The organism is Bradyrhizobium sp. AUGA SZCCT0177, from assembly GCF_018130125.1.
Lineage (GTDB): Bacteria > Pseudomonadota > Alphaproteobacteria > Rhizobiales > Xanthobacteraceae > Bradyrhizobium.
In genome coordinates this window covers 121,313-146,347 of the sequence record NZ_JAFCMA010000011.1, presented here as the reverse complement: position 1 = coordinate 146,347, position 25,035 = coordinate 121,313, and the positions used below count along the sequence as shown (strand labels likewise).

Here is a 25,035-nt window from a genome sequence, read left to right as displayed (position 1 = left end):
CCTTACTTCTGTGCCGCGAGCCACGCCGCAATCGCGCGCAGCTCGTCGTCGGAGAAGCCTTTGGCGATGCGGTTCATCACCGTGCCGGGAAGCGAACCGTCGCGAAATCCCGTCATCGCGGTCATGATATCGCCGGCGTCACGGCCGTACAGCCGCGAAACCGGCGAGGCCGGCACAGTTCCAGCGGCATGGCAGCCGGAACAGGCCGCCGCACCAGGCGGAGGGATGGACGCCGCCAGCAGCGGCGAACTCCATGCCACAGCGGTTGCAATTCCAATGGCAACGCAAAACGCTTTCATCGGTTGACATCCGAAAAGGTGGGTGGGGCGGCGACCGGTGAAGGCCGCCGCCCGCGTTGTCAGGCGAAGCTGATATCCTGATCTTTCAGTGGCACCGAGCGGATGCGTTTTCCCGTAGCCGCGAAATACGCATTGAGCACGGCGGGCGCCGCGACGCAGATCGTCGGTTCGCCGACGCCGCCCCAGAAGCCGCCGCTCGGCACGATGACCGACTCCACCTTCGGCATCTCCGCGATCCGCATCGAATTGTAGGTGTCGAAGTTGGACTGCTCGATGCGGCCGTCCTTGACGGTGCAATTGCCGTAGAACAAAGCCGACAGGCCATAGACGAACGAGCCTGCAATCTGGCGCTCGATCTGCGCCGGATTGACGACGTGGCCAGGATCAGTGGAAGCGACGATACGGTGCACCTTGATCTTGTTGCCGTCGGTCACTGAGATTTCGGCGGCACCGGCGACGTAGCTGCCGTAGCCCATGTGCTGGCAGATGCCGCGGTACACGCCCTTTGGCGGCGGCTTGTCCCAGCCGACTTTTTCGGCCACCGCATTGAGCACCGCGAGGTGTTTGGGATGCTTCGCCATCAACTTGCGCCGGAACGCGACCGGGTCTTCGCCGACCGAATGTGCCAGCTCGTCTATGAAGCACTCAAGATAGATCGCGTTCTGATTGACGTTGACGCCGCGCCAGAAGCCCGGCGGGACGTGGGGGTTGCGCATCGAATGTTCGACCAGCAGGTTCGGAAAACTATATCCGATCGCCCAATCGCCGGTGGGCGCGAGGCCCTGGAATGCGGCCGTGTCCATGCCGTTGACCAGAGCCGCCGGACGCACGGTGAAGAGGATGGATTGGCCGGAGATCCGGACATGCAGCGCCGTCAGATTGTTGTCCTTGTCGAAGGCGCCGGTCAGCTTGCACTGGGTGACCGGATGATAGGTGCCGTGCTGCATGTCGTCTTCGCGTGACCACAACAGCTTGATCGGCGTGCCCGGCATCTGCTTGGCGATAGAGACGGCCTGTCGGACATAGTCGGTCATGCCGCGACGGCCGAAGCCGCCGCCGAGGATCAGCTTGTGAACCTCGCATTTGTCGGCGGGCAGGCCGGAGGTTTCCATCACCGCGGCGAATGCCGCTTCGCCGTTCTGCGTTCCGGTCCAGACCTCGCACTTGTCGGGTGTGTAAAGCGCGGTGGCGTTGAGCGGCTCCATCGCGGCGTGGTTCTGGTAGGGATAGTTGTACACCGCCTCGATCTTTTTGGCGGCGCCGGCGATGGCGGCTTTGGCATCGCCGTTCTGGTTGCCGATAAAAGCGGGCTGCGAATTGTCGAGGCCCTCGGCCAGCCACTTGGCGATCGATTCGCTCGACACCTTGGCGTTCTCGCCTTCATCCCAGACGATCGGCAGCGCGTCGAGCGCGGTCTTGGCGTGCCACCAGGTGTCGGCGACGACGGCGACGGTCGAGTCGTTGACCCGCACCACCTTCTTGACGCCCTTCATGCCCATGACCTTGGCTTCGTCATAGCTCTTCAGCTTGCCGCCGAAGACCGGGCAATCCTTCAGCGCGGCGTTCAGCATCCCCGGCAGCTTGACGTCGATGCCATACATCATCTTGCCGGTGGTCTTGTCGGCGGTATCGAGCCGCAACACGCCCTTGCCGGCGATTTTCCAGTCCTTCGGATCCTTCAGCTTGACGTCGGCATCTGCGGGAGGCGACAGCTTGGCCGCGGCTTCCACGACCTTGCCGTAGGTCGTCTTCTTGCCGGTCGGTGTGTGCGTGATGGTGCTGTTGGCGGCGGTGCATTCCGAAACCGGCACCTTCCACTCATTGGCCGCGGCCTGGACCAGCATCATGCGCGCGGTGGCGCCGCCCTTGCGGACATAATCCTGCGAGGTGCGGATGCCGCGGCTGCCGCCGGTCGAGAAATCGCCCCAGGCCCGCTTGCGTGCGACACTTTGACCCGGTGTCGGATATTCCGTGGTGACCTTCGACCAGTCGCATTCGAGCTCTTCGGCGACGAGTTGGGCGAGGCCTGTGAGTGTGCCCTGTCCCATCTCCGAGCGGGCGATGCGGATCACGACGGTGTCGTCGGGGCGGATCACCACCCAGACGTTGACCTCAGGCGATCCGTCGGCGGCGCGAACCACGGTCGGTCCACCGAAGGGGATATCCATGCCGACCGAAAGCCCGGCGCCGGCGACGGCGGCGGTGCCAATGACGAAGGCGCGGCGGTTGAGCGTGGGCGTGATGTGCTTGTTCATGACATCCCCCTCAAGCGTTCGCGGCGGCGTGGATTGCCTCGCGCACCTGTTGGAAGGTGCCGCAGCGGCAAATATTGGTGATGGTTTCGTCGATGTCCTTGTCGGTCGGCTTCGGCTTGTCCTTGAGCAACGCCGCCACCGCCATGATCATGCCGGTTTGGCAATAGCCGCATTGCGGCACGTCGTTCTTGATCCAGGCCTGCTGCACCTTGTGCAGTGCGCCATCGCTGGCGGCCAGACCTTCGATCGTGGTGATCTGCTTGCCGACGGCTTCGCTGACCGAGATGCCGCAGGAGCGCATTGCGACGCCGTCAATATGGATCGTGCAGGCCCCGCATTGTGCAATGCCGCAGCCGTATTTGGTGCCGGTCAGTCCGACATTCTCCCGGATCGCCCATAGCAGCGGGGTGTCGTCCTCGACGTCCACATTGATTGATTTGCCGTTGATAGTGAGGTTTGCCATCGCGTTTCCCCTGTTAGCTCAATTCATCAATTGAACCCGGCGGGGACACTGGACCGCAATCTGGAATAGTTCAAATCAAGAAAATGCGTTTGCAGCGCGGAAGAAAATTGACGGACCGGGGTTTCGTGGGGGCAGGGGCGCCACATGGCCGTCATGTTCGCCGTGGTCGGCTAGGGATTGCCTGCCTGGTAGGCACATTCCCTCCAATCAATCTTGCTGCGCGCTCACCGCCAGGCGCAGGAAACTCATCACGCATCCGAGCGCGGCAAATCCGGCGCCGAGTGCCAAAGCAAGCGTCGCGCCATCGTGGCCGCCGAGCGCAAAGCACAGTGCGGCGAACGCCGCGCCGAGCGTTTGCCCGGTCAGCCGTGCGGTCGCGACGATGCTGCTGGCGCTGCCGCTTCGATGCGACGGCGCGCTCGACATCAGCGCGCGCAAATTGGGAGTTTGAAAAAAGCCGAAGCCGATCCCGCACACCACCATGCGCCAGACGATGTTGGCTACGCCGGGGTCCGCCGGCAGCGTCGCCAGCAACACCATTCCCGCGCATAGCAAGGCGAGGCCAATGCCGCCGAGAATGCCGACCGGATAGCGGTCGGACAGCCGGCCGCCGATCGGCGCCATGATCGCGACCACCAGCGGCCACGGCGTCATGAAGAAACCGGTCTCGACCTGGGTACGCATCAGCACGTCTTCGAAATAGAACGGCAGCGAGACGAAAGCGATGCCCTGAACCGCAAAGGTGCACACCGACGTCGCCGCCGATAGCGCAAACATCGGCCGCCGGAACAGATCGATCGGCAGCATCGGCGCCGGGTGATCCGCCTGCCGCCGCATCATGATCCAGCCGAGGACGATGGCGCCGACCAGTTCGGCCGTTACCAGCACCGGTGGTGCGCTGTGTGCGGCGCTGCCGATCCCGATGATGAACAGGCCGAGGCAGCCCGTAGTCAGCGCCGCGCTCGCAGAATCGAATGCGTGCGTCGCGCGTGGCGTCGGCGGCAGCGTCTTCAAGCCGATCCACACCGCGATCAGGCCGAACGGAATGTTGATCGCGAACAGCCACGGCCAGGGACCCAGCGCCAGAATGCCGGACGCGATCGTCGGTCCAAGCGTGAACGCGGTGCCGACCACCAGCGCGTTGTGACCAAAACCGCGGCCCAGCATATGGGTCGGGTAGACGTAGCGGACCAGCGCCGCATTCACCGCCATGATGCCGCTGGCGCCGAGCCCCTGCAGCGCCCGCGCTGCCACCAGACTGGGCAGCGACCAGGCAAGGGCGCAGCCGATCGAGGCAATTGTGAACAGCAACAGGCCGCCGATATAGATGCGCTGATGGCCGACGATTTCGCCGAGCGCGCCGAGCGGCAGCAGCGTCGCCACCAGCGCGATCTGATAGACATTGACGACCCAGACCACATCGGCCGGGCTGACATGGAGGTCGGCGGCGATGGCGGGCAGCGCGATGTTGGCAATCGCCGTATCGAGCGAGGCCAGCGCCAGCGCGGTAAAGATCGCCGCGACCGCCCAGCGCCGGAGTTCCGGCGGCAAGCCGTCGATACCGGGCGTGGCAGGCGGCTTGGCGGTCGCAACTTCTGACATCGAGATCGGGCTCTCCACGGCCGGCGCGGGTAACGCCCTTACAGGGGCGTGTACTACGGACGCGAGATGTTCCACAGGCACGCCGTTGCATGATGCGTATGCGAAGGCGGGCTTCCGCGGCATTTTGAGCCGCAGACTTTCTGCTACTTCCCGCCCGCCGCCTGATCGACTAGGCTCGCATTGCGGGCGCAAGATCCGAAAACGGACGGTCGCAGGCCAAGGGGAAGCGCTTTGGACGGACAGGCGAACCGGCGCAGCGAGGTCATGCGTAGCGCCAGTGAGGGGATGCGTCGGCGCGTGTGGGCTAACCTGTGGGTTGTGCTCCTGCTGGTTATTCTCGGCTTTCTCGTCATCTATCCGATCCTGATGCTGCTGCTGGGGGCGCTCACCGACACCAACCCGGTGGTCGAGGGCATCAGCCTCCGCCATCTTTCGATCGCGAATTTTCTCGTGGTGCTGGCGAATCCCAATGTCGGCGAGGCGCTGGTCAACACGTTGATCGCCTGCGGCGGCGGCACCGCGATCGCGGTCGTGATCGGGTTGCTGTTCTCCTGGATCGTGGTACGCACCAATACGCCGTTCAAGGGCTTTATCGCCGCCGCCAGCATCCTGCCATTGTTTGCGCCGCCGCTGGTCGCGGGCGTGGCATGGGCGATCCTCGGCTCGCCCAAGACCGGCCTGATCAACACCATGTTCAAATGGATCGGGCTCGACTGGCGCGTCGATTTCTATTCGCTGTGGGGCCTGGTGTTCGTGTTCGGCATCTATTACGCGCCCTACGTCTACATGTTCACTTCCTCGGCGCTGCGCAACATGGACCCGAGTCTGGAAGAGGCCGCCGAAATCTCCGGCGCCAGCGCGTTCGCGACATTGTTCTCGGTGACGTTCCCGCTGATCATGCCGGCGATCATCTCGGGCATGCTGCTGTCGTTCATCGTGATGCTCGGCATCTACGGCATTCCGGCGGTGCTGGGGTCGTCGACCAATCTGGCGCTATTGACGACTTATATCTTCAAGCTCACCAATTGGTCGCCGCCGCTCTACAACACGGCTGCCGCGGTTGCGATCATCCTGATGGTGGTGACCGGCGCGCTGGTGTTCCTGCAGAACAGGGTGCTCAGCGGCCGCAGCTACACGACGGTGGCCGGCAAGGCGTTCCGCCCGCGCAGCCTCGATCTCGGACGCTGGCGCTGGTTCACGTTCGCCATCGGTATCGTCTATCTCCTGATCGTGGTGGTGCTGCCACTGCTCGCGTTGATCGTGGCGGCGTTCCGCAAGTTCATGTTCATCCGCGACGTCGCCAGCCTGTTCGACATGCGCCAATACTCGATGGTGCATTTCAACAGTATCTTCGACAATCCGCTGACGCTGCGGTCGATCTACAATGCGGTCGAGGTCGGCGTGATCACGGCGGTTGTCGGCGGCGCGCTGGCGTTTGCGATCGGCTACACAATTCACCGCACGCAGGTCACTGGGCGGCGCTGGATCGACCTGATCTCGACCGTGCCGGTCGCAATTCCCGGCCTCGTGGTCGGTGTCGCTTATTTATGGGCCTGGATCGGGATTCCCGGCGGGCTCTACGGCACGATCTGGATCCTGGCGCTGGCGTTCATCGCGCGCTTCATGCCCGACACCGTCAAGGCGTTGTCGACCTCGTTCATGCAGATCCATCGCGAGCTGGAAGAAGCCGCCTGGGTCTGCGGCAAGGGGATGTTCGCCACGATCCGGACCATCGTGCTGCCGCTGGCGCGGCCGGGCGTGATCGCATCGATGACGCTGTTGTTCGTGCTGGCGATCCGCGAACTCGGCTCGTCGCTGTTTCTCTACACCAGCAACACCATGGTGATGTCGGTGCTGCTGCTCGACTATTACGAAGGCGGAAATCTCGGCAAGACCGCCGCATTCAGCCTGGTGCAGACGGTTCTGCTCGGCGTTCTCATCGGCGGCGCCAACTGGCTGTCACGAGAGGCGACGCAGAGCGGCGTCGCCCGCACCGGATAAAAACTTTAGGGAGGATTGCTATGAACAGACGGATCTTCACCAAAATGGCGCTGGCTGGCGTCGCCGGTCTCGGCATCCTGTGGAGCACACCATCGCAGGCGCAGGAGTTCGGTTCGCCCGAACTGATCGCGGCAGCGAAAAAGGAGGGGAAACTGGTGTTCTACACGGCGAATTTCGCCGAGGTCGAGCAGCAGGTGATCAAGGAGTTTCAGAAACGTTTTCCCGAGATCAAGGTCGAGATGGTGCGCGCGCCGGGCGGCCAGCTCATTACCCGCGTCAAGACCGAGGCCGCTGCTGGCAAGCTGATCGCCGACGTGGTCGATCATTCGGATCGCGCGCTGATGCAGCCTTTGGCCGATCTGTTCCAGGACTACGCGCCGCCGAATGCCGGGGATTACAATCCCGATTCCCTGATTTCCCCAAAACTGTGGCCGCGCGTGACCCTGGTCTGGTCGATCGCCTACAACACTGAACTCGTCAAGAATCCGCCGAAGTCGTGGATGGACCTGACCAAGCCGGAATACGCCAAGCAGACCGGGCAGGTGTTCGCCCGGTCCGGCGGCACCACCTGGACCCGCGTGATGTTCGAGCGCCAGGTGCTGGGCGAGGACTATTGGGCCAAGCAGGCGGCGACCCGTCCGATCCTTTATCCGTCGGGCGCGCCAATGTCGGACTCGCTGGTGCGCGGCGAAGTGGCGATGGGGCCGCTGCTCTACAATGCGATATATCCGAAGCAGAAGGACGGCGCGCCGATCAAGATTTTCTTCCCGCCCGAAGGCGCCCCGGTCAATCCCTACGCCACGGGAATTCCCAAGACTGCCGCCAATCCCAATGCCGCAAAGCTGTTCCTGAACTGGTGCCTGTCGAAGGAGGGGCAAACCTTCATGATCAAGGAGCTCGGCAATTTGACCTCGCTCAAGGTGGCGCCGGTCTACCCCGAGGGTTTCGATCCCAAGGTGGTCAAGGTCTGGTTCCCCAAGTTCGACGAATACGTCAAGCTGCACGAGCCATGGGTAGCGGAATGGGACAAGACCTACGGTCACCGGCAGTGAGCGATCTACGCATGACGCAGGCTTCTTCATGACGGCGACTCTCGAGGTAACCGACCTGCGCAAGCAGTTTGCGGTCGGCCGCCCGGCAATCGACGGTGTCAGCTTCGCCGTGCCGGCCGGCGAGATCGTGGTGCTGCTCGGTCCGTCGGGTTGCGGCAAGACCACGACGTTGCGATGCGTTGCGGGGCTGGAACATCCAACCGACGGCGAAATCAGTATCGCCGGCCGGATCGTGTCGGCGCCCGCCAACGGCATTCTTGTGCCGCCGCGCCTGCGCGAACTCGGCATGGTGTTTCAGTCCTATGCGGTGTGGCCGCATATGACGGTGCGGCAGAACGTGGTCTATCCGCTCAAGCATCGCAAGATCTCGCGCAGCGATGCCCGCCGCAAGGTCGATGAAGCCCTCGAGCTGGTTGGCCTGTCGGAATATGCCGAGCGCCCGGTGGTGGCGCTGTCCGGCGGCCAGATGCAGCGCGTCGCCTTGGCGCGCAGCATCGTCTACCGGCCGCAATTGCTGCTGCTCGACGAGCCGTTGTCGAATCTCGACGCCAAGCTGCGGCTACGCTTGCGCGACGATCTGCGCGTCATCCTCAAGCAGACCGGCATGACCGCGCTGTACGTGACCCATGACCAGGCCGAAGCCGTGGTGCTCGGCGATCGCATCGGCGTGATGCGCGACGGCAAATTGCTGCAGATGGATACGCCTGACGCGATCTATAACCGGCCGGCGGATCTGTTCGTCGCCAATTTCACCGGCGCCACCAACGAACTTCCGGGCACGCTGGTGTCGCGCAACGGCGAATTTGGCACGGTCGATTTCGGCGACGGACGCCGCGGCGAGGTGGCCTTGCTGCATTCGCTGGATCCGGATCAGAAGGTACGCATCGCGCTGCGGCCGGAGAACATCACGATCGGCCAGCACAACGGCGCCAATACTTTCCCCGCCCGCGTGCTCGATCGCCGCTACCAGGGCACGCAAACCGCCTACGGCATCGAATTGTTCGGCCGCCGGCTGGAGGTGGTCGAACTCGGCACCGCCGCACGGCATCAGGTCGGCACCGAGACGCCGGTGTCGCTGCCGCGCGAAAGCTGCTGGGCCTATCGAGATACCGGGCCGGTGTCGTATGAGTAACGGGCTGATAAAGCCGGTTAGCCAGTGTGCTACCCGCCGTCATTGCGAGCGAAGCGAAGCAATCCATAGTGCGGCATGCTGAGAGGTGGATTGCTTCGCTTCGCTCGCAATGACGCGGATAGATTCTGTCAGTTGGGCCCCATCCCCAAACTCCCGTAAATCCGGCGCGCATAGGCGCCAAACTCATCCGTGGTCTTGAGCGGCAGATCGCGCGGAAACGGCAGTTCGATCGGGAAATACTCCGCCATTCGTGCCGGGCCTGCGGTGAGCACCGCGCAATGCGAGGCGAGGAACACGGCTTCCTGGATGCTGTGGGTGACGAAGATGATGGTCTTGCCGCTCTCGCGCCAGATCCGCAGCATTTCCAGGTTCATCTGTTCGCGCGTCAGGGCGTCCAGCGCGCCGAATGGCTCGTCCATCAGGATCAGTTTGGGATCGTGGATGAAGGCGCGCGCGATTGCGGTGCGCTGCTGCATGCCGCCGGATAGTTGCTGCGGATACTTGTCCTCGTAACCGGCAAGGCCCACGAGATTGAGCAGGTCGCGGGCCCTGGCGCGCGCGGCCTTCATCGGCAGGCCGACGATTTCGGCGGGCAGCAGCACGTTGTCGAGAATGGTCCGCCATTTCAGCAGCAAGGCCTGCTGGAACACCATGCCGATGTCGCGCGCGGGATCAAACGGGGTTTTGGTATTGCCGATCTTGATGGTACCGCCGTCGGCCTCGTGCAGCCCGGCCAGAATCTTCAGCACCGTGGTCTTGCCGCAGCCGGACGGGCCGACCAGCGAGACCAGTTCGCCCTCGCTGACGTCCATGGTGACGTCGGAGACGGCCAGAAACTCCGTACCTTTCGAACGGTAGACCTTGCGGACGTTGCGCAGGCTGATGAAGGGCTCTTCCGCCGTCATGCCAGCCATTTCTGCAAGTTCTCGGCGACGAAGGCGTCGTCGGAGAGATCGGCGTGCTCGCGGCAGACGCGGTCGATCTCCTGCATCTGGCCGGGGCTCAAGCCCTCGGCCGGATCGAGGCACCACAGCCCCTGCATCAGTCCCTGCTGCCGCAGGATTTCGTGGCAGCCGGCGATGCAGCCGTGGAAATTATTGGCGACGTCAAAGAACGCGCTGTTGCAATCGGTGACGCGGGCGTCGAGTGCCAACAGGTCCGCGGGCACGGCGTCCTTGCCGCGCGCGGCCTTGCACATTTCGAACTGCTTGATCGCGGCGGCGGTCCACACCGACCAGTGGCCGAGCAGGCCGCCCTTGAAGTAAGTGCGGGTGGTAACGCCCTTGTCGCGCAGGTCGAACGGCAGCATCAGATCGAGCAGGATATGGTCGTCATTGCCGGTATAGAGCGCGACGCGGTCGAGTGCACCGGCGGCGGCCACGCCGCGGAGCACGTCGAGGGTGCGGTAGCGGTTGAACGGCGCGATCTTGATCGCAATGACGTTGTCGATCGCTGCAAAGCGCCGCCAGAAGTTTGCGCTGAGAATGACGCCGCCGACCGCGGGCTGCAGGTAGAAGCCGACCAGCGGAATCTCGCATGCCACCGCCTCGCAATGCGCGATGATCTCGTCCTCGGAGGCTGATTTCATCGCGGCAAGGCTGAGCAGGCCGGCGTGGTAGCCGATGCCGCGCGCAATCTGCGCCTCCGCAGTCGCCTGCTGTGTCGGGCCCGCGAGGCCGGCGACCATCGCCAGCGGCCGCCTGGTCCAGTCGGCCGCGGTCTGCGCCGCCAGTTCCAGCACGGGCTTGTAGAGTCCGACATCGCGGATCGCGAACTGCGTGGTATGCACGCCGACCGCAAGGCCGCCGGCGCCGGCATCGATATAGTAGCGCGACAGCGCGCGCTGGTGCCGGGTGTCGAGCGTGCGGTTGGCATCGAGCGCCAGCGGATGCGCGGGGATCACCGTGCCGTCGGCGATCAGTTTTCGTACCTCGGATTTGATTTCGCTGTGGTGCATGAAAATCCCTATCCAAATTCCGGGCCGGCGACCGCGAACGGCAGTTCCCCGGCCAGCATGGTGGCGCGGCCGAACCGCATGCGCTGGAACGGCCGCTCGATGGTCCAGCCGGTGTCGGTGAGGCCGCGCAGGAAATCTTCCTGCGAATGCACGGCGTCAAGCAGCCACGGGCCTTGCTCTGACCGTACGATGGTATCGACCAGCGTCAGCGCGCTGTCGTGGGCCCCGGCAAATACAGGGCCGATATGGCGCGCGGTGCGGCCGTCACGGACCAGGGCAACGGCGTTGCCTGATGATACCGCGCGGGAGCCGGCGCGGCCGCCGAACTCGGTCAGCAGAGCGCCGCGTTCAAACCCCATGGCGCTGACATCGCGCGCGATGAAATCGGCGACGCTGCAGGTCGATAGCGATTGCGCGGCGCTGACGCCTTTCGGGGCTTCCAGCCGCAGCCGCCGCAATTGCAGCGTCGGTGTGAAGCCGAGCGGGCCATAGACGTTGGCTCCGTCAGGCGTCGCGTCGAGCCAGGTGGTGAGGCCGCGCTTTGTCGCTGTCTTGAGGCAGGCGTCGACCAGCCGGGTCGCGACACCGCGGCGGCGCCAGCTCGCGGTCACCAGCACCATGCCGATCCAGGCATTGCCGGCGGAGTAGGGCAATAGCGCCGCGGTCGCGACCAGTTGCTTGCCATCGCGCACCCCGAACACGATTCCCTTGCTCAGGAAAAACCGCCAGTCGGCCTCGTTCTGGTTCCAGTGCGCCTCCGTCGACAACAGCAGTCCAGCCGGTGCATCGCCGACGCCGAGTTCGATGAGCTCGATGTGCTCAGTACCGGCCATCGCGCACCTCATATTTGGTGGGCTTGCCGAGGCTCGGCATTGACCGCGACACCCAGTCGGCGGTCCAGCGGATCAACTGATCGGTATCGACAACAGGCAGGTCGAACAAACTTACGGCTTGCGACGTATTGGTCAGCCACGCCGTCGGCTCTTCCTTGCCGGTGATGACGGGCGCAATTCCAAACCGTTGGCCGAATTTGGCGGCGAGGTCGCGCACGGCGAGAATTTCGTGGCCGCTGACATTGATCGGCGAGGTCGGCGTATCGCAATGCGCGAGGCAGCGCAGCGCCTGCGACGACGCATCGCCCTGCCAGATGAAATTGACATGGCCGAGGCTGACGTCGATCGGCGTGCCCTGCAAAACCTTGCTCGCGATGTCGTGCAACACGCCGTAGCGCATGTCGATCGCGTAGTTGAGCCGGAACAGCCGGCCCGGCGTCGAATGCTTGCGTGAGAAATACTCGAACATGCGCTCGCGGCCGACGCAGGATTGCGCGTATTCACCGGGCGGATTTGGCGCAAGGTCCTCGTCGGCGCCTTTGCCGCTCACAGGTACGAAGGGATAGACGCAGCCGGTCGAGAACGCCACGATCCGCGAGCCGGCAAAGGCCTGCGCCACCAGTGCTGGGACGTGCGCATTCATCGCCCAGGTCAGCGAAAGATCGCCCTCGGCGCCGAACTTGCGCCCTGCCATGAAGATGATGTTTTGAATTTTTGGCAGCGCCTTGATGGCGGCCTCATCGAGCAGGTCGCAATTAATCGTTTCGACGCCACGGGCCTGCAGCCAGTCCTTGACGCTGCCATCGCTAAAGCGTGCGACGCCGATAACCCGCCGGTCAGGTGCGGCTGCCTTGGCAAGCCCCGCCAGCGTCGGCCCCATCTTGCCCGCAACGCCCAAAACCATGATGTCGCCATCGATCTTGCACAGGTCGTCGATCAGCGCCTGGCTCGGACGGCACAGCAGTTCGTCGAGGGCGGCGATATCCGGAATCGTCTCCGGCAGGTGGTTGCGTGTCAGCAGCATGCCTGTTCCCTTGTCTTATTGCAGCCTGACGTCACGGACCACGAACAGGCGCTCGAGGCCGAGCACCAGGCCGTACAGCGCCACGCCGAGCAGGGTCAGAAGAATGACGGCCATCACCATCGCCGGTGTATCGAGTGAGGCCTGCACCTGGATCATGAGATAGCCGAGCCCGCGCTCCGAGGCGATGAACTCGCCGACGATGGCGCCCGCGACCGCCAGGATGGCGCCGACCTTCATGCCTGAAAATACGTAAGGCAGCGCGCCCGGCAGCTGGATCTTCCGGAATAGCGTCCAGCGCGAGCCGCGCAGCGATTTCACCAGATCCAGCAGATCGGGCTCGACCTCGCTCAGCCCCCGCGCGGTCGTCAGCAGGATCGGGAAGAAGCAGATCGAAAACGCGATCAGGATGTTCGGAAAGATGCCGTAGGAGAACCAGACAATGAACAGCGGTCCAAGCGCCACTTTCGGAATCATGTTCAGTGTCACGAACAGCGGCAGCAGCAACAGGCTGATCAGCGGCGACCAGGTGAACATGACAGCCAGCATGACGCCGACCAGCGCCCCGAGGCAGAAGCCGCCGAGGATTTCGGCCCCCGTCACCCAGAGGTTGGAGAGCCAGGCATACTTGGCCGACGTCAGGGTCGAGAGCGCGGCAAGTGGGGAGGGCAGGATGAATTTCGGCACCTGGAAGGCGTCGACCAGCACCTGCCAGAGCACGATCACGGCAAGATGCGCGATCAGGATGATCGCCACCGTCCTCGCCGATCGCCCTGCATCGCCAGACACTGCGTACTCCTTGTTGAGGCGCGTTCGGTTCCCGGGCGCTCCGTGGCAGTCTATCGCGGGGCGTCCTGGGTTTCAACCATCTGGTTGATTAGGAGGGTGTCATTCCGGGGCGATGCGAAGCATCGAGCCCGAAATCTCGAGATTCCGGGTTCGCGTCTTCGACGCGCCCCGGAATGACGCCGAACGTTACGGCCGCAGCGACTGCATCACCAGGTCGACCACATGCTTGCGCCGGGCCTTCCGGGCCGTCGGGCTCGACAGGTCCTTGCCGAAGATTGCCGACAGGGTCGGCGTGTTCGAAAAGTAGAAATAGCTCAGCCCGGCGATCGAAATGTAGAGATGCACCGGATTGATCCCCTTGCGGAACACGCCGGCGCGGACACCCTCGCTCAGGATGGCCGAGACCATACTGACCAGCGGCGAATGCATTGCCGCCAGCTTGCGGGAGCCGCGCACATGGCGGGCGCCGCCACGGTTTTCGTCGTTCAGCAGCACGATGAAGTCGGGATGGGCGGCGAGGTGGTCGAAGGAGGCCTCGATCAGGCGCTTGATGGCCTGCTGCGGCGGCAGGCCTTCGAGGTTGAGCTTGCGTTCCTGGGCGCGGATTTCCTCATAGACCCACTCCAGCACCGCCAGATACAGCGCGTCCTTGTCGCCGAAGTAATGATAGACCAACTGCTTGTTGACGCCGGCGCGCGCCGCGATCTCGTCGACCCGGGCACCGGCGAGGCCGCTATCGGCAAATTCACGGCGTGCCGCCGTCAGAAGCTTCTCCCGCGTCGCCGCCGGATCGCGCCGCTTGGGCTCGGTGCTATCAGCTCGTCTTATAGGCATTTCCAACCAAACAGTTGACAATTCGTCTCGTCCTTGTTGCATTGGTAGCGTCGCGGGCGTGCAACGACAAGGCCGGGATATTACCAGTCTGCAAACCAGGAGAGATGCCATGAAGGGCTTGAAGATTGCGTCACTGGTGCTTGCGCTTGCTGTCCAGGCGGCTCCCTCTCATGCCGGCGAGGCCGTCAACCTGATCCTGAACTGGGCGCCGACCGCGGACCATTCGCCGTTCTACTACGCCAAGGCGCAGGGCTGGTACGAGAAAGCCGGCATCGATCTCACCATCGAGACCGGCAAGGGTTCCGGCGTGTCGTCGCTGAAGGTCGGCTCCGGCGGTTCGCCGTTCGGCATCGCCGATCTCGCGACCATGCTGGTGGCGCGCAGCAAGGGCGCCGACGTCGTGGCGCTGATGAGCATCTACGCCAACACCGGGCAGACGTTCTACTGGCTGAAGAGCTATGGCGTGAACGGCGCCAAGGACTTTCCGGGCCACAAGATCGGCAATCCGCCCGGCGACGCGTCGCGGGTGATGTGGCCGGCGTTCGCCAAGGCCGCCGGCATCGCGCCCGATGCGGTCAGTTTCGTCAATGTCGGGCCGACCGCCAAGATCGCGGCACTGAAGAGCCATACGGTCGATATCATCAGCGATTTTTACAACGAACACGATCTCAAGGTGATCGAGTTCGGTGCCGACCTCGGCTACGTCAACTGGAAGGACATCGGGCTCAACCCGTATGGCAACTCGCTGATCGTCAACGGCGCCTATCTGGAAAAGAATCCGAAAATTGCAGATGCGTTCGTCAAGGTCAGCCAGAAGGCGTTTGCCGCCTGCGTCGCCGACGTCGCGCCCTGCCTGAAGGCGCTGCTCGATGCCGCGTCGGGGCTCGACAAGGAGAACCAGGAACGCCAGTGGGAGCGCATCAAGTTCCTGATGACCGACGATTTCACCACTACCAAGGCGCTGGGCTGGATCGACGCCGAGCGGATGAAGAAGGACTATGAACTGGTGCAGACCTATCTTGGCATGGAGAAGCCGTTCGAGGTCGGCACCGCCTTCTCGACCAAGATGCTCGACACGAGTATCAAGATGGATGCGAGCAAGGTGAAGAAGTGACGGGCAGGCGCCCGGGTCTTACCAATCGTCATTGCGAGCGAAGCGAAGCAATCCATGGCGCGGCAAGCTGATGCATGGATTGCTTTGTCGCGGAGCCTGTCATCGGGCGCGCATTCGCGCGACCCGTTGGCTTCTCGCAATGATGCGCTGGGCTTCTCAGGTATTCTCACTAGCGTCATCGTTCAGCCCTGCTTCCAGCCGCTCGCATAACTCCGCAACCACCCTCTGCGTGGTCGCAAGATCCTTCAGGCTGACGCCTTCGGCGAGCGCATTCACCCACGGGACCTGAAGTTTTGTCGCAGCCTCAAACGCTTCCTTTCCCCGCTTGGTCAGCACGACCAGATGCGCCCGCCGGTGATGCGGGTTGGGCTGCAGCTCGAGCAGGCCCTCATCCCGCATTTCGTTGACGATGCGCTGAACACCCTGACGGTTGAGTCCCATGTTGCGCGCCAGCCACGCCACGGGCTGCGGCCGCTCGGCCAGCGCAATGGCCCCCAGCACCTGCCAGCGCGCGCTGGTGAGTTCGAGGCCGGCGACGAGCCGGTCGCCGGCCAGCAACAGCCGGCCGTTGAGCCGGAATATGGCAAGGATCAGCCCGGTCAGGGCCTGTCCGGCGGGCGTATGTGGCTTGCTTCTCATTGGCAATGAGTATACGAAATGACAACATATTGTCAATATCGGAGTGCGTAATGATGCTCATCGGACAACTGGCCACCGTCGTCGCCGCGGCCTTCGCCGGCGCGGCCTTCTTCATCAATTTCGCCGAACAGCCGGCGCGTCTGCTGCTTGATGACAGGAGCCTGCTGACGCAATGGAAACCCAGCTATGCGCGCGGCTTTGCGATGCAGGCGAGCTGCGCGGTGATATCAGGAATTTTGGGCTTGACCGCGGCGTGGCAGACCGGCGATTGGCGCTGGACCGTCGGCGCGATTCTCATGCTGGCCAACTGGCCCTACACGTTGTTCGGAATCATGCCGACGAACCGCAGGCTGAATGCCATCGCCGCCGCCGATGCCGGCCCGGAATCGCGCCGCCTGATCGTGCATTGGGGAGGGCTGCATGCCGTGAGAACCGCGCTCGGCTTCGCGGCGACCGCAGCCTATCTCTGGGCGCAGCACTGACGCCTTACTGATCTCCTGGTTGATCTTTTCGCCGTGCGGACGCTTACTGCGTGTCGGCTACGGGGTAAATCTGCAGCAGATCAGAGGCAATTTCGGATGACGGTCACGGACGAACCGCAAAACCTGCGCAGCCGCGCTTTCGACAAGGAACAGCTGCGGGCGAAGTATATGGAGGAGCGCAACAAGCGGCTCCGCGCCGACGGCAACGACCAGTACATCGAGGTCAAGGGACAGCTCGCGCATTATCTGGACGATCCCTATACGCCCGTCACCCCGCGCGATCCCAAGACCGACCATGTCACCTTCGCCTTCATCGGCGGCGGATTTGCGGGCCTTGCCACCGCCGCGCGGCTGACGGAAGCCGGGATCAAGGATATCCGCATCATCGAGAAGGGCGGCGATTTCGGCGGCACCTGGTACTGGAACCGCTATCCCGGCGCGCAATGCGATACGGCCTCGATGGTCTATATGCCCTTGCTCGAAGAAACCGGGCACATGCCATCAGAGAAATACGCGCACGCGCCGGAAATCCTCGCGCATTGCCGGCGCATCGGAAAGCAATACGGCCTCTATGACAACGCGTTGTTCCATACAGAGGTCACCGATCTGAAATGGGATGAAGCGCATTCGCGCTGGATCATCACCACCAACCGCGGCGACGCCTTCACGGCGCAGTTCGTTGGCATGGGCACGGGCCCGCTGCACGTGCCGAAACTCCCGGGCATTTCGGGCATCGAGGCCTTCAAGGGACATTCGTTTCACACCAGCCGCTGGGATTACGATTACACCGGCGGCAATCCCACGGGCGCGCGCATGGACAAGCTTGCCGACAGGCGCGTCGGCATCATCGGCACCGGGGCGACGTCCGTGCAGTGCGTGCCGCATCTGGCGCGCGCGGCCAAAGAACTCTACGTTTTCCAGCGCACGCCGTCCTCCGTCGACGTCCGCGCCAACGCGGCGATCGATCCGGAATGGTTTTCGGGGATTGCCACGCCCGGCTGGCAGCAGCGCTGGCTGGAAAATTTTACGGCCAACCAGGCCGGTGGCAATGCCGAGGAAGATCTGGTTCAGGACGGCTGGACCGACCTGTCGAGGCGCATCCGGGCCAAGATCATGCAGCTGCCGCGCGAGGAGCGGGTTCCGGCCAAGATGTTGGCCGCGTTTGAGGACTCCGACTTCGAGAAGATGGAGGAGATTCGATCCAGGATCGACACCACCGTTGATGACCGCGAGACCGCGGCAAAGCTCAAGGCCTGGTACCGCCAGCTCTGCAAGCGGCCATGCTTCCACGATTCCTATCTGCAGGCGTTCAACACGCCGGGCACGCACCTGGTCGATACCGACGGCAAGGGCGTCGAGAAAATCACCGAAAAGGGCGTCGTCGTCGCGGGCAAGGAATACCAGCTCGACTGCATCATCTACGCCTCGGGTTTCGAGGTCGGCACCGAATACAGGCGGCGATCCGGGTTCGACATGACGGGCCGGGGCGGCGTCAATCTGTCGGAGCACTGGGCCGAGGGGATGCGATCCAAGCACGGTATCCACGTCCACAGTTTTCCCAATGCGTTTTTCGTGCAGCCCACGCAGGGCGCCAACCTGATCTCCAACGTGCCGCACAATCTGACCGAGGCCGCAAAGACTATCGCGGTCATGGTCAGGCACGCACAGCAAAACGGCTTCAGGCAGATCGAAGTCACCAGGCAGGCCGAGGACAAATGGGTCGAACTGCTGTTGACCGGCGCCGGGCGGATGATCGGCGCGCCGGACTGCACCCCCGGCTATTACAACAATGAGGGGCGCGAACCCGGTCCGGCGGCCAAGCTGAATGTCGGCCATCCGGCAGGCCCGCTGGCCTATTTCAAATATATCGACACGTGGCGCAGCAATGGTGAGTTCGAAGGGTTGGAGTTCCGCTGAAGCTGTTTTCGGATTCTGTCACGACGCGAGGGAGTGAACGAGTATGACCCAAACAACAAGTGCGGAAGCGCGCAAGGAAACTCCCAAGCAAGCTTCCGCGCCGGTCATTGCGCAGCATGCGGCGACCCTCAAGGCGCTGCCGTTTTCGGACACGCGCGATTTCGACGATGCGGCGCGGGGCTTCCTCGGCACCATCGAAAACGCGAAGGTGACCTCGCCGCAGGGCAGGGTGGTCTGGAGCCTCGAGCCCTATGGCTTTCTTTCGGCCGAGGAAGCCCCCGCGACCGTGGATCCGAGCCTGTGGCGGCAATCGCGCCTCAACATGCATCACGGCCTGTTCGAGGTGGTCCCCGGCGTCTATCAGGTGCGCGGGCTCGACATCGCCAACATGACGCTGATCGAGGGCGACAGCGGCGTGATCGTGGTGGACACGCTGACCTCGATCGAGGGCGCCCGCGCCGCGATGGAATTGTACTTCCAGCACCGGGGCAAGCGCCCGGTCGTGGCCGTGATCTTCACCCATACCCACACCGACCATTGGGGCGGGGCGCGCGGCGTGCTGGACGACGAAACCCTGGCAAGCGGCCGGGTGCCGATATTAGCGCCGAATTTCTTCATGGAGCATGCGGTCTCCGAAAACATCATCGCCGGGCCCGCGATGCTGCGCCGGGCGCAATATCAGTTCGGGCCGCTGCTGGCCAAGGGCGTGCAGGGGCAGGTCGATTGCGGTCTCGGCAAGTCGATGGCGGCGGGATCGGTCGCGCTGCTGCGTCCGACCGATTTGATCATTGCAACCGGCGACAAGCGCACCATCGACGGGCTTGAGCTTGAATTCCAGATGGCGCCGAACTCCGAGGCGCCGGCGGAGATGCATTTCTTCATACCGCGCTATAAGCTGCTCAATCTGGCGGAGAACTGCACGCATAATTTCCACAATCTGCTGCCGTTCCGTGGTGCCGATGTGCGCGATGCGCTGGCGTGGTCGAAGTATCTCGGCGAGGCGCTGCAGATGTGGGGCGGCAAGGCCGATGCGATGTGCGGCCAGCACCATTGGCCGGTGTGGGGCCATGATCGGATCGACACCATGATCCGACAGCAGCGCGATCTCTATAAGTTCGCGCATGACCAGACCATTCGCCTGATGAACCACGGCCTCACCGCGGCCGAAATCGCCGAGGCGATCAAACTGCCGGCGAGCCTCGACGGCGCCTGGCACGGACGCGGTTACTACGGCCATATCCGGCACAATGTGAAGGCGATCTACCAGAAATATCTCGGCTGGTATGACGCCAATCCGGTCAATCTCGATCCGCTGCCGCCGGTCGAATCCGGCCGGAAATATGTCGAGTATATGGGCGGTGCGGAGGCGATCCTCGATCGCGCCCGAAAAGACTTCGCCAAGGGCGAGTTTCGCTTTGTGGCGCAGGCCGTCGGCCATCTGGTGTTCGCCGATCCCGACAATCAGGCCGCGCGCGCGATGCTGGCCGATACGCTCGAGCAGCTTGGCTATGCTTCGGAGAGTTCGACCTGGCGCAACGCCTATCTGTTCGGTGCGCAGGAATTGCGGCTGGGCATGCCGAAGGTGCCGGCACGCGCGGCGATGCCGCGCGAAACGCTGGCCGCGTTGCGCACCGAGCAGCTATGGGACGTGCTCGGCGTGCGCCTCAACGGCCCCAAGGCCGAAGGCAAGCGTATCGTGCTGAATTGGCATTTTACGGACACCAACGAAAGCTTCGTGCTCAATCTGGAGAACAGCGCGCTGACTTACGTGGCGGGCGCACAGGCGGCGGACGCCGATGCGACGTTCACGCTGGCGCGCAGCGTGCTCGACGAAGTCATCGCCAAGCTGACGACGTTTCCAGAAGCGGTCGGCAGCGGCGCGATCAAGGTCACCGGCAATCCGATGCGGCTTGGCGAATTGATGATGCTGATGGACGAATTCCCTCGCATGTTCGAGATCGTCGAGCCGAAGCGGACAGCGGTGAGTTGAGCACCGCCCGTCGTCATCGCCCGCGAAAGCGGCCGATCCAGTATTCCAGAGACGTTGATGATAGAGCGGAGAGGCCGCGGCGTACTGGATACCTCGCCTCCGCGGGGCATGACAGTTTTGTGTGGGCCAGCATCACGCCGCGTGCGATCCCACCGTCCTGCGGTACAACGCGCTGTAGAGTGACGCCGAAAGATCCCAGCTAAAGGACCGCGCCATGGCGCTGCGACGCATCAGGTCGAGGCGGTCTTTCGCCGTGAAGGCATCGAACGCGCGGCGCACACCGCCGAGGAAGGACTCCGCCGAAGGCTGCGAGAACAGGAAGCCGGTCTCGCCGTCCTTGATGGTCTCCGCCAGCCCGCCGGTCTGGTGACCGATCGGCAGCGATCCGAACCGCTGCGCATACATCTGGCTCAGTCCGCACGGTTCGAACCGCGAAGGCATCAGCGTGAAATCGCTGCCGGCGAAAATTCGCCTCGCCTGTCCATCGTTGAAACCGATGACGACGCCGATCGCGTCCGGCCTGCGGCGATGCGCATCGACCAGCGCCTGTTCGATATACGGCTCACCGCTGCCGGTGACGACGATTTGTCCGCCGGCCTCGACGATCGCGTCGGCGGCGGACAGAACGAGGTCGATGCCCTTTTGATGCACGAGGCGGGCGACCAGACCGAAGATCGGACCGCGCGATACCGCAAGACCAAACTGCTTGCGGACGTAGTCGGCGTTGGCTTGCTTGCCTTGCCAATCGCCGGCGCCGAACTGCTGCGCCAGTTGCGCGCAGGCGCGCGGATCCCAGCTTTCGTCGATGCCGTTCAGGATGCCGGTCAATTCCGAAGCGTCCGAGCGTTGCCGCAGCAAGCCCTCGAGCCCGCAGCCAAGCTCGGGCGTCGTGATCTCTTTCGCGTAGGTCGCGCTGACCGTGGTGAGATGCGAGGCGTAAACGATGCCGCCCTTCAAGAACGACATCTGATCGTAGAACTCGAGACCGTCGATGTGGAAGGAGGCTTCGGGCGCCCCGATCCGCCGCAGCGACTCCCGCGGGAACAGCCCCTGATAGGCCAGGTTGTGAATGGTCAGGATCGAGGGGATCTTGACGCCTTTCCAGGCGAGGTAGGCTGGTACGAGTGCGGCCTGCCAGTCATTGGCGTGGACCAGATCCGCTGCCCAATTCTTGTCCAGACTGCCTGCGGCGAGCTCGGCCGCGGCAGATGCAAATCGTCCGAAGCGGATGTCGTTATCCGGCCAGTCGCGCCCGGATTCGTCGCCGTAGGGGTTACCCGGCCGGTCGTAAAGTTGTGGACACAACAGTACATAAACTGGCAGGCCGTCTCGCGTCGACGCCCGGCCGAGCGAGCAGGCCGGCATCTCGGCCAAAGGCGCGCATTGCCCAACGATTTCAATGTGGGTGAACTGTTCGAGGATGTCCCGGTAGCCGGGCAACATGATCCGGACGTCGCTCCACGGGCGCAGCGCCCGGGGCAGGGCGGCGGAAACGGCGGCAAGACCGCCCACCCGGACGAAGTCATCCATTTCCGTGGTTACGAATAAGACCTTCAAGGAACGCCCTCGCACCAACCCTGACTATGACTTATGCAAGAAAAGGTCCAACTTTCATCTACGGCAATGCGCCAGATAGACGGTGGTTCCTGGAGAAGCGCTTCCATGCCGTGGCCGCGCAATTTAGGGTCATGCCGCGCCAGGAAAACCAAAGGCGAACGAGAAGCCGCAAGGCCGAAGGAGCTTTGAGTATGACTATAGATAATCCAGATGAGGGGAATTTGACAGGGAGCTTCGCCGGCCTGCGCGTTATAGATTTTTCAACCACGATCGCCGGACCCCACTGCACGCGGATGCTCGCCGACATGGGCGCCGAAGTCATCAAGATCGAAACCGTCGAAGGCGAGACGATGCGGACCCGCCCGCCGGTGCGGAACAACTGCAGCACCGCGTTCGGGCAGCTCAATGTTGGCAAGAACAGCCTCGTGCTCGACCTGAAATCGCCGGCAGGCGTGGAAGCCGTTCGCCGGCTGGTCGCGGGCGCGGACGTGCTGGTCGAGAATTTTCGGCCCGGTGTGATGCGGCGATTGAAGCTCGATTACGCTTCACTGCACGCCCTCAATCCGAAACTGATTTACTGCTCGATCTCCGGCTACGGCCAGACCGGGCCCTCGGCCGAACTGCCGGCCTATGCGCCGGTGATCCATGCTGCCTCTGGATATGAAATGGCGCATCTGGCCTATCAGCCCGGGCGCACCCGGCCGGACTATTGCGGCATCTATCATGCCGACGTGCTGACAGGCGTCTACGCGTTCGGCGCGATCTCGGCGGCGCTGTATCAGCTTGCCCACAGCGAAAAGGGCCAGCACATCGACGTTTCGATGCTGGAATCGATGCTGAGTCTGACACTGAACGAATTGCAGTGGTCGCAATTCGAGGTCAAGGCGACGCAGCGGCCGATGTTCGGCCCGATCGAAACGTCGGACGGTTATGTCATGGTCGCGATCGCCAGCGAAAAAACCTTCCAGAGCCTGATGAAGGTGATCGGTCATCCCGAGTGGGTCAGCGACCCGCGCTTTGCGAAATATTCCGATCGCCGTGAAAACTGGGGCAGCCTGATGGAGGGCGTCGAGGCGTGGTCGCGCGCGGTGACGACCGAGCAGTGTCTCGTCGCGCTCAATGAGCGCGGCGTGCCGTCATCGGCCTATCGCACGGTGGCCGAGGCGCTGAAGGATCCGCAGATCGCCCATCGCGGCGCGTTGGCGGAGGTCCAGGATGGCGGCGGCAGCTTCAAGGTCCTCAACCTGCCGTTCCGCATGTCGGGCGCCAGGGTTTCTGCCGCGAAACGCATGTCGACGCTTGGCGAGCACACGCGTGCCTATCTGAAAGAGACCGGGCTGTCGGAAGACGAAATCGCGGCCTTTGCCGGCAAACCGCCGAAGTCGGCGCGCGGTTGAGGGAAATCGCGCTTCGGCGACGAGGCTTGAGCCTGCGGCTTTTCATCCCGCTTTGGGAACGGTCTTGCCCGGGGCTGCGATTCCAGACAATCTTACCGTCAGCCATCGACGATCCGGAACACCGGACGGACGACACTTTGAGAGGGAGCATCCATGACAGCTGCGGTCCGTTCGAGCGCACTCGCGCGAGTATTTCTTGTGGCGGGATTTGCGGTCTCGCTCTGTGCTGTTCCCGCCAACGCCCAGAAGAAGGGCGGCAGCATCACGATGGGGCTGGAACTCGATATTGCAGGCTTCGACCCGCTGAAGGTCGGCGTGTACGATACGGCCGCCTTGACGGCGGCTGCGGCGATCTTCGACACCCTCACCTATCTCGATGACAAGGGCGTCGTGCAACCAAAGCTTGCACTGTCCTGGTCGTCCTCCGAAGATTTCAAGACCTGGACCTTCAAGCTGCGGCCCGGAGTCAAATTCCACGACGGCACACCGTTCAATGCACAAGCCTTCAAGGACAATGTCGACCGGCAGAAGGATCCCGCCAACAAGTGCCGTTGCGCGTTTTACATTTCGTTCGTCAATTCCGTGGAGGCGCTCGACGAACTGACGGTGGTCTATAATCTGAAGGACCCTTCGGTGAACATGCCGGCGCTGGTGAGCTTCGCAAGCGGGAACAATTCCGTGCATTCACCGACGGCGTGGAAAGCCAAGGGAGACGACTACAACCGCAATCCGGTCGGCACCGGACCGTTCATATTGAAATCCTGGACCGCGGGCGACCGCTTGGTGCTTGAGAAGAACCCGGACTACTGGGACAAGGACCGCGTTTATCTCGATCGCATCGTCCTGAAGCCGCTGCCGGACGCGCAGTCGCGTTTCGCCAGCCTGCAATCCGGCGAAGCCGATGTCGTCTGGGACGACGAGGCTGACGCCGACAATATCCAGAAGGCGCAGAAGGATCCGAAGCTGACGGTGCATACCTATGCCGGCTCCGGCGCGGCGGTCGCCGCCTTCAACACAAAAGTCGCACCGTTCGACGACGTGCGCGTGCGCCAGGCGCTGGTGATGGCGCTCGACCGCAAGAAGATGTCGCAGGCGCTGACCAATGGTCTCGCAAGGCCGGCGACCAACCCCTATGGCGACGGCTCCTGGGTGAAGTGCAAGGATGACGGCGCGCTTCCCGAAGACGCCGAGAAGGCGAAGGCGCTGATCAAGGAATACGGCAAGCCGGTCGAGTTCAAGATGCTCGTCACGGCGACGCCGCGCGGGCGCGCCACCGGCCAGGTGCTGCAGCAGTTCTGGAAACGGGTCGGCGCCAACATGGAAATCGAGCAGGTTGACCAGGCCACGATCCCGCCACGTGCCTTCATGCGCCAGTTCCAGGTCACGCCATGGCGGATCGTCGATCTCGCCGATCCCGACGTCCAGATGTATGCCAATTTCCGCACCGGCAGCCCGGTTGCGCTGGCCAATTACTCGAACCCGGAACTCGATCAATTGCTGGACCGCGCGCGGGTCACCGCCGACCAGGCCAAACGCGCCGAGGATTACTGCGCCATCAGCCGGCTCATCAACAAGGAAGCGATCTGGTACTGGACTTTCCAGAACACCTATTACGCAATGTCGAGCGCGAAGGTTAAAGGCTTGCCGAAGATGTACAGCGGAATCGTCGACATATCCCGCGTCTGGCTGGAATAACAGCGC

21 protein-coding genes are annotated in these 25,035 nt (G+C 63.2%); 9 read left to right on the top strand and 12 right to left on the bottom strand.

Annotation, left to right across the window (positions count from 1 at the left end):
- Positions 1 to 2: 2 nt before the first annotated feature.
- The 4 genes from JQ597_RS15235 to JQ597_RS15220 form a co-directional block, all read right to left on the bottom strand.
- Positions 3 to 299, bottom strand: a complete 297-nt coding sequence (locus JQ597_RS15235) for a c-type cytochrome (RefSeq protein ID WP_212265082.1) — start codon at positions 297 to 299, stop codon at positions 3 to 5.
- A 59-nt stretch (positions 300 to 358) separates the two neighbouring features.
- Positions 359 to 2,554: a xanthine dehydrogenase family protein molybdopterin-binding subunit gene (locus JQ597_RS15230; RefSeq protein ID WP_212265081.1), complete on the bottom strand. Its 2,196-nt coding sequence runs from the start codon at positions 2,552 to 2,554 to the stop codon at positions 359 to 361.
- A 10-nt stretch (positions 2,555 to 2,564) separates the two neighbouring features.
- Positions 2,565 to 3,017, bottom strand: coding sequence for a (2Fe-2S)-binding protein (locus JQ597_RS15225; RefSeq protein WP_192734853.1), 453 nt, complete (start codon positions 3,015 to 3,017; stop codon positions 2,565 to 2,567).
- A 207-nt stretch (positions 3,018 to 3,224) separates the two neighbouring features.
- A complete protein-coding gene (locus JQ597_RS15220) occupies positions 3,225 to 4,619 on the bottom strand; it encodes an MFS transporter (protein ID WP_212265080.1) in 1,395 nt (464 codons plus the stop codon).
- Positions 4,620 to 4,883: 264 nt separating this feature from the next.
- On the opposite strand from JQ597_RS15220, the gene JQ597_RS15215 reads away from it, so the two are divergent.
- From JQ597_RS15215 to JQ597_RS15205, 3 genes are read left to right on the top strand one after another with little or no spacing between them, the layout of a single operon-like run.
- Complete coding sequence (locus tag JQ597_RS15215) at positions 4,884 to 6,620, top strand: ABC transporter permease (RefSeq protein WP_192734851.1); 1,737 nt, start codon at positions 4,884 to 4,886, stop codon at positions 6,618 to 6,620.
- A 20-nt stretch (positions 6,621 to 6,640) separates the two neighbouring features.
- Positions 6,641 to 7,672 (top strand): ABC transporter substrate-binding protein, encoded by a 1,032-nt coding sequence (locus JQ597_RS15210; protein WP_249133212.1) that lies wholly within the window; start codon positions 6,641 to 6,643, stop codon positions 7,670 to 7,672.
- A 28-nt stretch (positions 7,673 to 7,700) separates the two neighbouring features.
- The gene (locus JQ597_RS15205; protein WP_212265079.1) at positions 7,701 to 8,804 is read left to right on the top strand and encodes an ABC transporter ATP-binding protein; all 1,104 of its coding nucleotides are present in this window, start codon (positions 7,701 to 7,703) and stop codon (positions 8,802 to 8,804) included.
- A gap of 128 nt (positions 8,805 to 8,932) precedes the next feature.
- On the opposite strand, the gene JQ597_RS15200 is transcribed toward JQ597_RS15205, so the two are convergent.
- The 6 genes from JQ597_RS15200 to JQ597_RS15175 all read right to left on the bottom strand — a co-directional run bounded on the left by JQ597_RS15200 (position 8,933) and on the right by JQ597_RS15175 (position 14,238).
- Positions 8,933 to 9,718, bottom strand: coding sequence for an ABC transporter ATP-binding protein (locus tag JQ597_RS15200; RefSeq protein ID WP_212265078.1), 786 nt, complete (start codon positions 9,716 to 9,718; stop codon positions 8,933 to 8,935).
- Positions 9,706 to 10,761 carry a dihydrodipicolinate synthase family protein gene (locus tag JQ597_RS15195; RefSeq protein ID WP_212265077.1) on the bottom strand — a complete coding sequence of 352 codons (1,056 nt, stop codon included), beginning with the start codon at positions 10,759 to 10,761 and terminating at the stop codon, positions 9,706 to 9,708. Before JQ597_RS15195 ends, JQ597_RS15200 begins: the two co-directional genes overlap by 13 nt.
- A gap of 8 nt (positions 10,762 to 10,769) precedes the next feature.
- Positions 10,770 to 11,594: a GNAT family N-acetyltransferase gene (locus JQ597_RS15190; RefSeq protein ID WP_212265076.1), complete on the bottom strand. Its 825-nt coding sequence runs from the start codon at positions 11,592 to 11,594 to the stop codon at positions 10,770 to 10,772.
- Complete coding sequence (locus JQ597_RS15185) at positions 11,581 to 12,618, bottom strand: NAD-dependent epimerase/dehydratase family protein (RefSeq protein ID WP_212265075.1); 1,038 nt, start codon at positions 12,616 to 12,618, stop codon at positions 11,581 to 11,583. The genes JQ597_RS15190 and JQ597_RS15185 overlap by 14 nt, the downstream gene beginning before the upstream one ends.
- A gap of 15 nt (positions 12,619 to 12,633) precedes the next feature.
- Positions 12,634 to 13,404 carry an ABC transporter permease gene (locus tag JQ597_RS15180; RefSeq protein ID WP_212208475.1) on the bottom strand — a complete coding sequence of 257 codons (771 nt, stop codon included), beginning with the start codon at positions 13,402 to 13,404 and terminating at the stop codon, positions 12,634 to 12,636.
- A 186-nt stretch (positions 13,405 to 13,590) separates the two neighbouring features.
- A complete protein-coding gene (locus JQ597_RS15175) occupies positions 13,591 to 14,238 on the bottom strand; it encodes a TetR/AcrR family transcriptional regulator (protein WP_212265074.1) in 648 nt (215 codons plus the stop codon).
- A gap of 109 nt (positions 14,239 to 14,347) precedes the next feature.
- Between JQ597_RS15175 and JQ597_RS15170 the strand changes: the two genes are divergently transcribed.
- A complete protein-coding gene (locus JQ597_RS15170) occupies positions 14,348 to 15,352 on the top strand; it encodes an ABC transporter substrate-binding protein (RefSeq protein ID WP_212265073.1) in 1,005 nt (334 codons plus the stop codon).
- 156 nt (positions 15,353 to 15,508) lie between these two features.
- On the opposite strand, the gene JQ597_RS15165 is transcribed toward JQ597_RS15170, so the two are convergent.
- A complete protein-coding gene (locus tag JQ597_RS15165) occupies positions 15,509 to 15,991 on the bottom strand; it encodes a MarR family winged helix-turn-helix transcriptional regulator (RefSeq protein ID WP_212265072.1) in 483 nt (160 codons plus the stop codon).
- A 53-nt stretch (positions 15,992 to 16,044) separates the two neighbouring features.
- Here JQ597_RS15165 and JQ597_RS15160 point away from each other — a divergent pair, with 53 nt between their 5' ends.
- The 3 genes from JQ597_RS15160 to JQ597_RS15150 all read left to right on the top strand — a co-directional run bounded on the left by JQ597_RS15160 (position 16,045) and on the right by JQ597_RS15150 (position 20,380).
- On the top strand, positions 16,045 to 16,473 hold the full coding sequence (locus JQ597_RS15160) for an anthrone oxygenase family protein (RefSeq protein ID WP_212265157.1): 429 nt from the start codon (positions 16,045 to 16,047) through the stop codon (positions 16,471 to 16,473).
- Between the two features lie 96 nt (positions 16,474 to 16,569).
- Entirely contained in the window at positions 16,570 to 18,390 is a 1,821-nt protein-coding gene (locus tag JQ597_RS15155; RefSeq protein ID WP_212265071.1) for a flavin-containing monooxygenase, read from the top strand.
- Positions 18,391 to 18,433: 43 nt separating this feature from the next.
- Positions 18,434 to 20,380 carry an alkyl/aryl-sulfatase gene (locus tag JQ597_RS15150; RefSeq protein WP_212265070.1) on the top strand — a complete coding sequence of 649 codons (1,947 nt, stop codon included), beginning with the start codon at positions 18,434 to 18,436 and terminating at the stop codon, positions 20,378 to 20,380.
- Between the two features lie 132 nt (positions 20,381 to 20,512).
- Here the strand turns inward: JQ597_RS15150 and glgA are convergent, their stop codons facing one another.
- Positions 20,513 to 21,937, bottom strand: a complete 1,425-nt coding sequence (gene glgA, locus JQ597_RS15145; RefSeq protein WP_212265069.1) for a glycogen synthase GlgA — start codon at positions 21,935 to 21,937, stop codon at positions 20,513 to 20,515.
- Positions 21,938 to 22,128: 191 nt separating this feature from the next.
- Here glgA and JQ597_RS15140 point away from each other — a divergent pair, with 191 nt between their 5' ends.
- Together JQ597_RS15140 and JQ597_RS15135 are read left to right on the top strand one after the other, a co-directional pair.
- Complete coding sequence (locus JQ597_RS15140; RefSeq protein WP_212265068.1) at positions 22,129 to 23,334, top strand: CaiB/BaiF CoA transferase family protein; 1,206 nt, start codon at positions 22,129 to 22,131, stop codon at positions 23,332 to 23,334.
- A 153-nt stretch (positions 23,335 to 23,487) separates the two neighbouring features.
- A complete protein-coding gene (locus JQ597_RS15135; protein ID WP_212265067.1) occupies positions 23,488 to 25,029 on the top strand; it encodes an ABC transporter substrate-binding protein in 1,542 nt (513 codons plus the stop codon).
- Positions 25,030 to 25,035 lie beyond the last annotated feature (6 nt).

What these genes read in the sequence shown, in the direction of transcription:
- JQ597_RS15220 (WP_212265080.1), bottom strand. Translation starts at nt 4,619, where the DNA reads ATGTCAGAAGTTGCGACCGCCAAGCCGCCTGCCACGCCCGGTATCGAC.
- JQ597_RS15225 (WP_192734853.1), bottom strand. Translation starts at nt 3,017, where the DNA reads ATGGCAAACCTCACTATCAACGGCAAATCAATCAATGTGGACGTCGAG.
- JQ597_RS15160 (WP_212265157.1), top strand. Translation starts at nt 16,045, where the DNA reads ATGCTCATCGGACAACTGGCCACCGTCGTCGCCGCGGCCTTCGCCGGC.
- JQ597_RS15150 (WP_212265070.1), top strand. Translation starts at nt 18,434, where the DNA reads ATGACCCAAACAACAAGTGCGGAAGCGCGCAAGGAAACTCCCAAGCAA.
- JQ597_RS15140 (WP_212265068.1), top strand. Translation starts at nt 22,129, where the DNA reads ATGACTATAGATAATCCAGATGAGGGGAATTTGACAGGGAGCTTCGCC.
- JQ597_RS15195 (WP_212265077.1), bottom strand. Translation starts at nt 10,761, where the DNA reads ATGCACCACAGCGAAATCAAATCCGAGGTACGAAAACTGATCGCCGAC.
- JQ597_RS15230 (WP_212265081.1), bottom strand. Translation starts at nt 2,554, where the DNA reads ATGAACAAGCACATCACGCCCACGCTCAACCGCCGCGCCTTCGTCATT.
- JQ597_RS15170 (WP_212265073.1), top strand. Translation starts at nt 14,348, where the DNA reads ATGAAGGGCTTGAAGATTGCGTCACTGGTGCTTGCGCTTGCTGTCCAG.
- JQ597_RS15215 (WP_192734851.1), top strand. Translation starts at nt 4,884, where the DNA reads ATGCGTAGCGCCAGTGAGGGGATGCGTCGGCGCGTGTGGGCTAACCTG.
- JQ597_RS15155 (WP_212265071.1), top strand. Translation starts at nt 16,570, where the DNA reads ATGACGGTCACGGACGAACCGCAAAACCTGCGCAGCCGCGCTTTCGAC.
- JQ597_RS15200 (WP_212265078.1), bottom strand. Translation starts at nt 9,718, where the DNA reads ATGGCTGGCATGACGGCGGAAGAGCCCTTCATCAGCCTGCGCAACGTC.
- JQ597_RS15235 (WP_212265082.1), bottom strand. Translation starts at nt 299, where the DNA reads ATGAAAGCGTTTTGCGTTGCCATTGGAATTGCAACCGCTGTGGCATGG.
- JQ597_RS15185 (WP_212265075.1), bottom strand. Translation starts at nt 12,618, where the DNA reads ATGCTGCTGACACGCAACCACCTGCCGGAGACGATTCCGGATATCGCC.
- JQ597_RS15205 (WP_212265079.1), top strand. Translation starts at nt 7,701, where the DNA reads ATGACGGCGACTCTCGAGGTAACCGACCTGCGCAAGCAGTTTGCGGTC.
- JQ597_RS15175 (WP_212265074.1), bottom strand. Translation starts at nt 14,238, where the DNA reads ATGCCTATAAGACGAGCTGATAGCACCGAGCCCAAGCGGCGCGATCCG.
- JQ597_RS15135 (WP_212265067.1), top strand. Translation starts at nt 23,488, where the DNA reads ATGACAGCTGCGGTCCGTTCGAGCGCACTCGCGCGAGTATTTCTTGTG.
- JQ597_RS15210 (WP_249133212.1), top strand. Translation starts at nt 6,641, where the DNA reads ATGAACAGACGGATCTTCACCAAAATGGCGCTGGCTGGCGTCGCCGGT.
- JQ597_RS15190 (WP_212265076.1), bottom strand. Translation starts at nt 11,594, where the DNA reads ATGGCCGGTACTGAGCACATCGAGCTCATCGAACTCGGCGTCGGCGAT.
- JQ597_RS15165 (WP_212265072.1), bottom strand. Translation starts at nt 15,991, where the DNA reads ATGAGAAGCAAGCCACATACGCCCGCCGGACAGGCCCTGACCGGGCTG.